General features: G+C 25.9%; 11 protein-coding genes. 3 read left to right on the top strand and 8 right to left on the bottom strand.

The window, feature by feature from the left end; all coding sequences use genetic code 11:
- Nucleotides 1–174: 174 nt before the first annotated feature.
- From L8X33_RS08295 to L8X33_RS08320, 6 genes are all read right to left on the bottom strand, one after another.
- The gene (locus L8X33_RS08295) at nucleotides 175–1,086 is read right to left on the bottom strand and encodes a type VI secretion system baseplate subunit TssG (RefSeq protein ID WP_263670455.1); all 912 of its coding nucleotides are present in this window, start codon (nucleotides 1,084–1,086) and stop codon (nucleotides 175–177) included.
- The gene (gene tssF, locus L8X33_RS08300; RefSeq protein ID WP_263670457.1) at nucleotides 1,083–2,810 is read right to left on the bottom strand and encodes a type VI secretion system baseplate subunit TssF; all 1,728 of its coding nucleotides are present in this window, start codon (nucleotides 2,808–2,810) and stop codon (nucleotides 1,083–1,085) included. Before tssF ends, L8X33_RS08295 begins: the two co-directional genes overlap by 4 nt.
- Before the next feature lies 1 nt (nucleotide 2,811).
- Nucleotides 2,812–3,204, bottom strand: a complete 393-nt coding sequence (locus tag L8X33_RS08305; protein ID WP_066007556.1) for a GPW/gp25 family protein — start codon at nucleotides 3,202–3,204, stop codon at nucleotides 2,812–2,814.
- A gap of 3 nt (nucleotides 3,205–3,207) precedes the next feature.
- The gene (tssC, locus tag L8X33_RS08310) at nucleotides 3,208–4,662 is read right to left on the bottom strand and encodes a type VI secretion system contractile sheath large subunit (RefSeq protein ID WP_044598842.1); all 1,455 of its coding nucleotides are present in this window, start codon (nucleotides 4,660–4,662) and stop codon (nucleotides 3,208–3,210) included.
- Between the two features lie 12 nt (nucleotides 4,663–4,674).
- Nucleotides 4,675–5,160 (bottom strand): type VI secretion system contractile sheath small subunit, encoded by a 486-nt coding sequence (tssB, locus tag L8X33_RS08315; RefSeq protein WP_039626294.1) that lies wholly within the window; start codon nucleotides 5,158–5,160, stop codon nucleotides 4,675–4,677.
- A 73-nt stretch (nucleotides 5,161–5,233) separates the two neighbouring features.
- Nucleotides 5,234–6,508, bottom strand: a complete 1,275-nt coding sequence (locus L8X33_RS08320) for a TssA family type VI secretion system protein (RefSeq protein ID WP_263661745.1) — start codon at nucleotides 6,506–6,508, stop codon at nucleotides 5,234–5,236.
- 94 nt (nucleotides 6,509–6,602) lie between these two features.
- Here L8X33_RS08320 and tssJ point away from each other — a divergent pair, with 94 nt between their 5' ends.
- From tssJ to icmH, 3 genes are read left to right on the top strand one after another with little or no spacing between them, the layout of a single operon-like run.
- Nucleotides 6,603–7,043 (top strand): type VI secretion system lipoprotein TssJ, encoded by a 441-nt coding sequence (gene tssJ, locus L8X33_RS08325; protein WP_147575446.1) that lies wholly within the window; start codon nucleotides 6,603–6,605, stop codon nucleotides 7,041–7,043.
- Between the two features lie 15 nt (nucleotides 7,044–7,058).
- On the top strand, nucleotides 7,059–8,459 hold the full coding sequence (gene tssK, locus L8X33_RS08330; RefSeq protein ID WP_044598839.1) for a type VI secretion system baseplate subunit TssK: 1,401 nt from the start codon (nucleotides 7,059–7,061) through the stop codon (nucleotides 8,457–8,459).
- 8 nt (nucleotides 8,460–8,467) lie between these two features.
- Nucleotides 8,468–9,238 (top strand): type IVB secretion system protein IcmH/DotU, encoded by a 771-nt coding sequence (icmH, locus tag L8X33_RS08335; RefSeq protein WP_263659965.1) that lies wholly within the window; start codon nucleotides 8,468–8,470, stop codon nucleotides 9,236–9,238.
- Here icmH and L8X33_RS08340 read toward each other — a convergent pair.
- The gene (locus L8X33_RS08340; RefSeq protein WP_263670458.1) at nucleotides 9,233–10,285 is read right to left on the bottom strand and encodes a hypothetical protein; all 1,053 of its coding nucleotides are present in this window, start codon (nucleotides 10,283–10,285) and stop codon (nucleotides 9,233–9,235) included. The genes icmH and L8X33_RS08340 overlap by 6 nt on opposite strands.
- 3 nt (nucleotides 10,286–10,288) lie before the next feature.
- Nucleotides 10,289–11,545: a hypothetical protein gene (locus L8X33_RS08345; RefSeq protein WP_263659967.1), complete on the bottom strand. Its 1,257-nt coding sequence runs from the start codon at nucleotides 11,543–11,545 to the stop codon at nucleotides 10,289–10,291.
- Nucleotides 11,546–11,565: the final 20 nt, after the last annotated feature.

The raw sequence follows: 11,565 nt of genomic DNA on the forward strand, positions 1-11,565 counted from the left end.
ATTGAAGTAGAGTTTTGGATTAATATAAGCTTGTTGTTAATTTATGGTTATTTTCATAATATTGGGTATTATTAAAATTTAATAATATCAATAGTTTAAATAATAAAAATTCAGATTTTATATATTTGATTTTAATACAGATGAATAAATGATATATTTTGATAAATATAAAAATTATTCATGAAGTTTAATATGTATTATCTCGTAATTTTTTATTTTTTTTCCTAAAATTTTACCCCATCCTAATTTGGAGTGAGAGCAATCTCCTAGCTTAAACAGCATTCTTTTGTTGAAAATAATTTTAAGATATAAATCAACACAAAATTCATTGTTAGTTAGAAATAATATACTTTCTTTAAGCTCTTTGTATTTTTCTGCGTTTGGAAAGTATTTTAAAGCTTCATCATAGTGTATATCTTTTATATAAATAGCTATTTTATTTTGGTAAGATAGAAATTTTTTTCCTAAGATTAGGTTTTTTCCTAAAATATGATTTTTACTTCCTAATTTATTTAATTGTATGTGTCTTATGCAAATTTGATGGGGTATATTTTCTATAATATTTAATTGATTTTGTAAATTAAAAGTGATTTGTAAAATTCTTTCAATATAACTTTTAGGTCTTCTTAAACTTAGTAATAACGGTGCAAAAGGTAGATATCTCTTTGCAATTTTTGTGTCATTGATACCTAACATAGAAAATAGTATTTTAGAAATTCTATCGCTGAAATTAATATCAAAACTTTTTGGATAATTGTTAAGAGTAGTAATTTCAAAAAAAATCCAAAGAAGATAGTGATTGAAGAAATCAAAAAATAAACTCCATCCATCCCCGCCATCCTCATTCCTAGAGAGCTTGTCTAGTATATAAGAAGGGAGTTGTGATGTATTACCTTGTAGACCCATAAAATTAATCATAATTTCAATAGGAAAATCACTAATATTTTTATTGAATTTTACATATTCGATTTCTTTGTTAGGATGCATTAGGGCATTATTTACCCTTAGAAAAATATCTTCTTTGGGATGATCTTTTAATAATTTTTTAAGAAGTTTATAAAAGGTATAAGAGTTTGCATTGTTCATAATATAGGTTTAATTCCTTTTTTAAAAGGATAATGTATAGTTGCTTTTGAGTTTATGCATTTAATTTTTAATTCACAAAATGAATTAATACTCACAAAGGATGATAAAAATTCTGAAATTATTAATCCTAGCTTATAAACTTCACCCAAAGAATAAAATTTAGAATCATCTATACTTATAATACTCATAGTGCCTTTTTTTGTAATATGCTCATCAATTAAGTAGCTTGGTTTTGACTGTATGTCAATTATTGAAGAGGTAAGTAATTGACATACTACTTCAGAAGTTTTATCATCGGGAAAGCTATAGCTTTCTAAAACTTGAAAAAAGGATGTTTTTGTTAAAAGAGTTTGGTAACTAAATGACAAAATAGAAACTAATTTCCATAAAAGATTACCATTGGTTTTAACTTGCTTAATCGGCGTTGGAATGGTAATGTTTTTCGTAATAGCATCTTTATAAAAAGGTATAAGATTGATATCGCCTATTTTTAAATGGGTCGGTAAATTTTTATTACAGCATAATACATCTATTGTGATTGTTTCATTTGTATTGTTTGAGGAAAAAAACGATATTTCTTTGAAGTTATCTTGCTTGGAATTTGATTTATTTGTAATGTAGTAAAAATCTTGTATTTTATTTTGCATAAATTCAAAACGTTCAAAATTTTTATAATTTTTTAAAATTCTACTCCCGCTGTCGCTATTATGTGCTTTGACTTGTTTTATTTGAACTATATCATATGCATTTAAATTTGTTCTATCGATAAAAATTCTATATCCATTTTTCGAGTGATTATTGATGATAGGTTCTGCTGTTTTTTCGAAAATATTAATGATTGGTGTTGTCGATAATGAGAATAATTCATTTTTTATAATACAATTTTTAGGAAGTGTTTTATTAAATTTAAAAAAAATGCTAATTAATTTACCTTTACACTCATGTAAAACATCCAAGCCTTGTATTGAGATAAAATTAAATTTTTCAGGCAAAAAAAAGTATTCTCTTAGCAAGGAAAAAGATTCAAATCCTAAGTCATTATAAAATAGGCAACTTTCGTTTGGCTTTAAACCCATAGTTTTAATATTATGGGTATTTATTTTAAATTCTTCTTTTGTGTCATGAGATATGACTTTTATTTCTTCTAAATATTGATGCATATAAAAAAGTAATGTAGATGATGTGTAAACATCATCCCCTAAGTATATACTTAGTTTATCTAAACCTAGATGTTCTATGTTTAAATCTTCTCTACTAACTCTAAGTTGTATATCTAATGTATGATATTGTCTTTCACTTCCTAAAAAAATATTCTCTATATTTAATGGATATAGATATACATCATATACTGTTTTAAATTCACATTCACATTTTTCTATAGATACAGATTTAACTGTACTATTTTTAGGAATAATTAATCTGTTGAGTTTGCTGTTTTCGCTAAATTTGAATTCTTGCATACACATAGAAGGTAGAATGTTGGTGTAATTTGGAGAAAGAATATTAATTAGAGATTCTGCAATATAGGGTATATTTTGATCTAATTCTTGATGAATTTTAGAGGTTAATATTGCTAAATTTTCAATAATTCTTTCTATATCTGGATCTTTACTATCGTAAGATAAAAAAGGGGTTAACTTGGGAAATTTATCTATAAAAATTTTCCGAGCATGATTAAGATAAGCAATCTCCTTTTGATAATAATGTATATCATCTTGTGTCATTTTAGATAACCTCGCAATATCGATTATTTTTAAATATAATTTCAATTGCAAATTCTTTAAAATTATCATTACAAAAAACACATTTTAGTAAAAATGAAAGTTGCCAAGGTTTTAAAGAATCATTATATGTGATAGAATTAATTATAATTCTTTTTTCGTATTTACTTATGAGTTTATGAATTTCTTTTGCCATGTTCAAGCAAAGTTCTGTCGAGCTTAAATTTAGATTTTCCATACTAGATAATCCAAAATCTTCAACACTTAAGCAGTCATCAAGTTTTGCATTAAGCAAAACTTGTATATTATTTTTTATTTCTTGAAATTCATTTTGATAAAAAGGGATATTTTTATATTGCTCATCCAATGAATGAATAATTTTATCCAACAAAGACATTTATTATTCTTTATCCAATTTACCTACTAAAGATAGTTCAAAATTTCCACCCATATATTTAAAGTGAGGACGAACACTCAACCCAATCTTATACCATCCAGGCTCCCCTGGTATATTATCCACTTTTACTTGAGCCCCTCTAAAAGGTCTTCTACTTCTAACCTCTGCTGGTGGATTTTCTTGATCTGAAATATATTGTCTAACCCATTCGTTTAAACCATTTTCAATATCACTTCTTTCCTTCCAGCTTCCAATTTCTTCTCTTTGTAGTACTTTTAGATAATGTGCTAATCTTGAAATTAAAAATACATAAGGCAATTGAGTGCCTAAGCGGTAATTTGTTTCAGCCTCTTTTCCTTCTGGTGTGTTTGGAAATATTTTAGGTTTTAAAGCAGAATTTGCTGAAAAAAATGCTGCATTATTGGTGTCTCTTCTTAGAGTTAAAGTTATAAACCCATTTTCTGCAAGTTCATATTCTCTTCTATCTGTAATCAAAACTTCAGTAGGAATTTTAGCTTTTAAGTTTCCAAAATTTTCATAAAAATAAGTAGGAAGATCTTTTACGCTTCCACCGCTTTTTGGTCCTATGATACTACCGCACCACCTGTATTTAGCAAAACTTTCTGTTAATCTTGTTGCGAAAGCATATGCTGAATTTCCCCATAATAGATGATTGTGAGATGCGTGAACATTTTCTTTGTAATTAAAGCTTTTGATGGGATTTTCTTCACTATCATAAGGCGATCTTGTCAAAAACCTCGTAACCATTAATCCTGTGTATTTAGAATCTTCATTTTCTCTAAAAGTTCTCCATCTTGTGTATTGTGGACCCTCGAGAAGACTTTGTAAATCCTGAATATTAGCTAATTCTGAATAATTTTCTAAACCAAAAAATTTAGGTCCTAAAGAAGTTAAAAATGGAGAATGACTCATTGCTGCTATGCTTGACATTTTATTTAAAAAAGTCATATCTGGACTTGTAGTGCTTAGTTGGTAATCACCAATTATAGCACCAACTGGTTCTCCACCAAATTGTCCATATTCTGAAGAATAAATATTTTTATAAACAACACTTTGGGTGATGTCTGGATTATTTTCGAAATCTTCTAAAACTTCTTCTTTTGTAATATCAAAAAGATTAATTTTAATATTTTCATTAAAATCAGTTCTTTCTACTAAGAAGAAAAGTCCTCTCCAAGTCGATTCTAATTTTTGAAATTCTTCATTATGTAAAATCTCATCCATTTGTTTTGATAATAAATCATCGATATGGGCAATCATTTCATCAAGTGCAAATTTGTTGATTTTATCTTCTATGTTATCGCTTTCAACTATTGCGGAAATAAATTCGGCTACTCCTCTTTTTGCTATACTATAGCTTTCATCATTTCTAGCATATTTGCTTTTTTCCATAATACTTTCAATAATTGGAGTATCAATTACTTTATCTTTTGACATATTATGTTTCCTTTATTCTTCGTTATTTTCTTTTTTGATTTCTAAAAGCAACTGCTCTTTGGTTTTTTCATTTTTTAGAGCATCTAAAACAGCTTTTCTAAAATTTGGAATATTACCCATAGGTCCTTTTAGAGCCATTAATGCTTCTCTAAGGCGCATTAGTTTATTTAACTCTGGCACTTGTTGCACTATATTATCAGGCGAAAAATCTTTCATACTAGATATTTTTAGGTTGATATCTAATTCTTCAGCGCCTCCACCCAAAGTATTTTTAACATTAAATTGGGTTTTGATGTCTAGTTTTTGCATAACTTGATTAAAATTTATTTTGTTGATAGACACAATTTCCCTATCTTCTAAATTTTGTTCATTTTTACCTGTTAAATTAGCCATTATCATAAGTTTTAAAGGTAATTCTATCTCTGCATTTTGCCCGTTTGTTTTTGCCTTGTAGGTTATATTTATGCGTTCTTTTGGTGCACTTGATCCATCAGACATTTTACTTCCTTATTTTTTGAATTAAAATTTATTTTTTAAATTATACATAAAACTAAATAAAGAATAACTAAGTTTATATTTTTTTATTAGTTTTGTTTTTTGCATAATTATACTCATCACTTAAGTAATCCTTTAATAAGGTTTTTTCCATAAGTTCAACTAGTTGTAAGTATATAATTTTTGCATTATTTTTCATATTGTTTGTTTCAAAAACTTGTGCCATGGCTATTAAAGAATTTATATTACAAAATAAAGAATTATTATAATTTTCATTATTTATTTCAATGAGTAATTGCTCTACTTTTTTATTTTTATCGGATGTAGTGAGTGTTTTTTTATTAGTTTCTTGATTTTGTTTTACAAAATAATTAAATGTATCTTCTTTACACATTAATTCGCCGTTGTCAAATCTTAACTTGGTAATATCTTTGAATTTGAGAATAAAATTGCAAGTTAGTAAATTTAAAATTTTCAAGGAGTGTTCTTTTTGATGATGATGTAAAAAATCACAAAATAGTTTAAATCCTTCTATCCAGAAAGGGTTAAGTGAAAGGTTATTGATAAAACATTTTATTTGATCTAACTCATTCGTATTTTTATCTAATAGTAATTTTATTAAATTTCTATCAGGATATCTTACTTTAGTGACAAAATCTGAATGCGGTGGAAGGGTTTTTAATCTTCCCCAAGCTGCTTCTGCAAACAATGAATAAGCATTGGTATTTTCAATGTTATTTTCTAGTAATTCTATTGCTAGATTATTTAATAATGTTCTGTATTCTCTATCACTAAGATTAGATAATTTTGTGTTTTTTATATCGATATTTACTTGTGTCACTGGAGATTTAAGAGGTGATTGTTTAGTTTGAGTTATTTCTTCTTTAATGTTTAATTTTGCAAAATTACAATTTAAAATTTCGCGTAATTTTTCAAAATACTCATTTAAACTTTTAGCTGTGACTTGTGAGCATTTTGGTGAATTTTTATTAAATTCATTAATAAAATTTTCAACAATTTGTTTGTATTTCTTTTTTTGATTTAATAGTATAGAAGATGTTTTACTTATATTTTCAGGTTTTTCTCGAAATAATTTTTCTGTAAAAATTATTATTTCTAAAAATATTTTAAAACACTCTTCGTTATTTAATGCTAAACATGATAAAGAAAAGTAAGCGAAAATTTTCATATCCATCGAGTTGTTTTGTAAAATATCTAATGAGTATTCATATACCTTATCCCATTGTATTTTTTCATGATTTAATGTTTTGTATTTTGTCATCTCTTCTTCAAGTAAATGAAATATCTCTAAGTTTTCTAAATTTTCTTCATAATGATCACAGAAAATCATTTTTTATCTCCTAAGCACTATTGAAAGTTTTTTTAATTATAATAAAAAATAAAATTATAGTGTTATTTATTTAAGTATTTTTTTAAGGATGGGAATGAGAAAAATTTTTGTTATGTTGCTCATGGGGTTGTTTTTAAGTTCTTGCTCTAGTGTTGTAAGTGTAAAGATTGATAATATAAAAAATTCTAATTTAAATAGTAGAAATGATGATGTTCCTTTGACTGTTATTGTGTATCAACTAAAAGATGTAAATAAATTTATAAAGGCTAGTGATTTAGAGCTGATTAATAGAGAGGATGCTATACTCGGTAGAGATAAAATTGACTCGATTAGACTACAAATTGCCCCTAAAGATAATATTATTGCTTTTAAAGTTATAGATGAAGAAGTGCCGTATATTGGTATTTTGGTTTTATTTGCAAATAATACTAAAAAGGTAACAAAAATTTGGGCAAAAACAGATGATGCTAATGGTTTTGGAACTAAAAAAACATTAAAATTTGAAATAACAAAAGATGGTATTAGACATATTTAATCTAAGGAAAATATAATGGCAGATAAGCTAAAAGTAGCTTGGTTTAATGGGCTAAATATTGATAAAATTCATTTTGAGCAACAAGAACGATATTTTGAAAGAAATATTAATCTTAAGACAATTTCAACTTTCAATAATTTATATGGAATAATTGATTTAGAATTTTCCAATGAAATGTTAATGCAAGGAAAAATAGCACTTAAAAGAATTTCTGGAATTGCTAAAGATGGTAGCATTTTTAATGCGCCAGAACAAGATGAGCTTCCAGAGCCTTTGGAAGTTAATTATGATTCTTTGGTAAATTCTATTATTGTTATTAAAATTCCTATGGGTTTATCCTCTATAGCAGATATATCTTTACACAATAATATACCTAATTCAAAATACATTAGTTTAAGAAGTGTTGTAGCTTCAAGAATATATGATGATAATACTAATGATGTTTTTAAACATACTGATTTGGAAGATGAATATGAGAATGATAATATTACTTTCTCTCAAGAAAAAATAAGCATTACTTTAGCTAGTTTAAGATTGAAATTGGGCTTTTTAGGTAGTAAAACTCCAGATGAACTTGAAATTCCTATAGCAAAAATCAAAAATATTGATTTAAATAAAAAAATAGAGTTAGATGAAAGTTTTATACCCACTTGTTTAGATTTAAATAAATCTTCGTATATTAAATCATTTTTAGAAGAAATTTCGCATTCAATTAAACAGCATAAAGAAATACTCACTGAAGTATTTAAGGGTATAGATCAAACTAAAAACACCTTGGATTTTAGTACATATTTATCGCTTAATCTTTTAAAAAAATGGTATTTTATTTTTTCATATATAATCAATAAAGATAAAATACATCCTGAAAATTTATATGAAAAATTAGTTGATTTTCAAGGAGATCTTAGTGCTTTTGGTACTGAAAGCTCCTTTTCTGATTTTATAGTATATAATCATGATGACTTGACTAACACTTTTTTACCACTTACTAATCAACTGAGAGTTTTATTTGCAAAAATAACTTCTCCAAAATATACTATGGCTCAAGTAATTGACAATAACAATGGATTTTATGATTTGTTATTTGACAATCCTACGGTTATTGAAGAGGGTGAATTATTTTTAGCTATTAGTGCTGATGTTAATCATGAGTATTTATTATATAATTTTAAAACTCAAAGTAAAATTCATACTCAAAGTAGGATAAAAAGTATAGTAACAACACAATTACGAGGGATAAACATAGAGCAAATTTCAAATATTCCATCTTCTATACCTTATTTAAATGGTTATATTTATTACAAGTTAGACAAAAAAGATGAGCTGTTTAAATACTTTAAGGGTGAAAATGTTATAAGTTTATATCTAACAACAAATATAAAAAACCCTGATATAAAAATGTGGGCTGTATTTTAAGGAGTAATATGCAAAAAGAATCACATTTTAAAGAAGGATCTTTGCTTTTAGAAAGTGATTTAAAAGGTTTAGAAATCAATAAAGTTGTTGATAATTGCTTGGAAATTCTTTTACTTGTTTATAGATTATCTAAGGTTCATTCTTTGGATACTGCTTATATAGAGAATTTAAAAGAAAAGCTTGTGAATGAAATTTTGGTTTGGAGTTCAAGATTAAGTACTTTTAAAGAGTATGATGAGAAAGATATTATAAAATTAAGATATTGTTTATGTGTATTTATAGATGAAAGTCTAATGAAAAATGATTTATTTATTAATAGCTCTTGGGCAAATCATACTTTAACCGTGAGGTTATTTGATGAGACTCTAGGTGGTGATAATTTTTACGATATAGCGCTTTCTTGGTTGTCTAATCCATCCAAAAACAAGGATTTTTTGGAATTCATATATGTTTGCTTGATTTTAGGATATAGAGGAAAATATTCTCATGAAAAAGATGTTGAGGAAAAAATTATTTATCTTTGTAATAATATAGCATCGGCTTTAACTCCTCTTATAAATTTAACAGATGAGACAGCTTTTGATAAGGCTTATAATGGAGCTAATAGGGAAAAATTTTGGCAGTATTTTCAACGCAGATTTATGAAATTTACGTTAGTTGTTATACCTATTGGATGTATTTTAGGTTTTTTTATTTTTGCAATTTTTGATTTACAAACTCATAATATTAAAATCGATTCTAATATTAGCAGTTTGATTAAGAATATAGAAAAATTATAACTCTTCGTTTGGAATGTTTAATTTTAACTTTTGAAACATAATTTCGTTCCAATGTTTTGGAAGATTACAAATTTTTGGGTAATATTTTTGAAAAAAATAAATAAAAATTTGAGGATTTTCAGCTAGAGAAAAATAAAATTTTCCTTTATTTGAAGATAAAATTTTACCATCATGGTTAATATTAGGGCTATAAAATTTATATCCTTTTATTGGAGGCATTTTTTTAAGGAACTTTGAATTTGGATAGTGTTTGAAAAATTTTAAATAACCTTCGATATAACCCACCCCATATTTTAATGGATTTATATTGGTATAGAAAAAATCAATAAAAGGGATATTAGAATTTTCTCCATAGTAAGGATTTGGTATAAGATTGATTTGTTTTTGATATAATTCTTTATATGTAGTGTAAGCACCGGCATTAAAAAGTAATTCATTTTCATCTTGAAATTTACCAGAAAAATATGGAATTAAAAAGTCATTTAGACTCCAAACTAAATATTCGTAAAAAAGCTCATCACTAAATGTAATTTTATAATCTTGTTTAGATAGTGTATCAAGTTGATTTAATATATCGTTTTTATGGTTGTTTTTGTCATAGATTAAAGCGGTAATGCCACTATTTTCATAAATTTTATTAAAATAATTTTTAATTAAGTTAATGTTTTTGGAATGTAAATCATCAAAATATGAGTAAATTTGTTCTTTGGATAAGATTATATTGTTATTTTGCCTGAAATATTGCACTTTGTTGTTTGTTATTTCATTAAGCCAAAAATTATTTAATTTTTCAAAATTAATATCAAAATTACTTGCTATAAATTTTGGAAACAAGTTGTTTTTTTCTTCTTGAAATATTACCTTTCCTATATATAAAATAGCGGTTAAATCATTAATTTTTTTATTATATTTACTACTATAGAAATTTGAAATATCGTTTATTCTATCTTCAACACATAAAATATTTGTTTCTATGCCAAGATATATGGTTTTATCTGATCTATTGTTAAAAGCATATTTTTTTAAATCAGGAAGTTTAATTTTCATTCTTTAGCCTAGAAAATCTATTATTTTTTCGACAAATCTTGCATCTCTTTCATTTGGTTGTATTTCGTAAGCATTTTCTTGCCTTTCTTTGTCATCAAATTTATAAAAGCCATCAAATAAAATTTTATAATCATCGCTTATAGAGAATCCATGTGCATAAAACAAATATCCTCTTAAAATACCTTGTCCCGGATAATAATAAGTTTCAACATAAAAATGTCTAATCTCGTGAATCATAGTTTTTATTATTTCTTTTAAATCATGTAGATTATTTTCATTAACACGTATGCGTCTTTTGTAATATTCTCCCCATTCTTCTTCGTCTCCTTGGAAAAAATCTATTTCACCATTTTTTGTTATTAAATTTAAGTCTAATTTTTCACATATAGCGGTTGCAATCTTACTAATTAAATTTTTATAAATTGCTATATCCAATTTTTTACCTTGCATCAATTCATCATATTTTTCTTTCAATGTTTTAGGATTGTTTTTTTCTATAGGGCAATTTAGCAAAACATCTTTACAAGTTTGAAAATAAAAATCTCTATCTCTTTGATAGTCTTTGAAATCATTTTCCACGCTATCTATGAAAGATTGACTACCTAGGTCAAATCTATAGTAAATATAAGCAATTTTTCCTGCTATTTGAGGATTATTTTTACAGAATGAAAAGAAATTTTCTCTCATAATAGTAAAGGTATCACCTATTTTTTTAGATAGACATTCGAAAAATTTAACAGCATCCCAAACACTTTGTATGTGTGATATTTGGTTCCATTCTTGAATATTTTTGGGATAATTTGCAAGATTAACACCATTAGCAACATTATCATCTTCTCCAATACCCACTCTAAAACTCATATCAATGATCACATAAGGATCTTGTAAAGTCGGCATTTCGCCTTCATAAGCAAATACCACAATATAATATTTTTCAAATTTAGTTTCTTTTGTTCTATAAAGAGGAAGAGAAAAGCCAATTTTATTTGTATTTTCTTGTTCAATTAAAGTTGCATTGTAATCATCATTGCACTCTAATTCTCCATCTTCATCAATATCAACTAAAGTACTAAAACTATCAAAACTTTGCAAATAATCATCCGATACAAATAATAATTGCATTTTAGCTTGACTATCACATTCAAAAAAACCCCATTTTCTTTGTATATCGTCGTTATTCTCTAAGAAAAGTTCTATATATGTTCCTGGTGCAAACGGAGCTTTAAGATCGTATATTTCCTTAGAGTTTATGCTATTCATTTATCTATCCTTTATTTCTT

It is taken from the genome of Campylobacter sp. CNRCH_2014_2849 (genome assembly GCF_025772845.1).
Lineage (GTDB): Bacteria > Campylobacterota > Campylobacteria > Campylobacterales > Campylobacteraceae > Campylobacter_D > Campylobacter_D lari_D.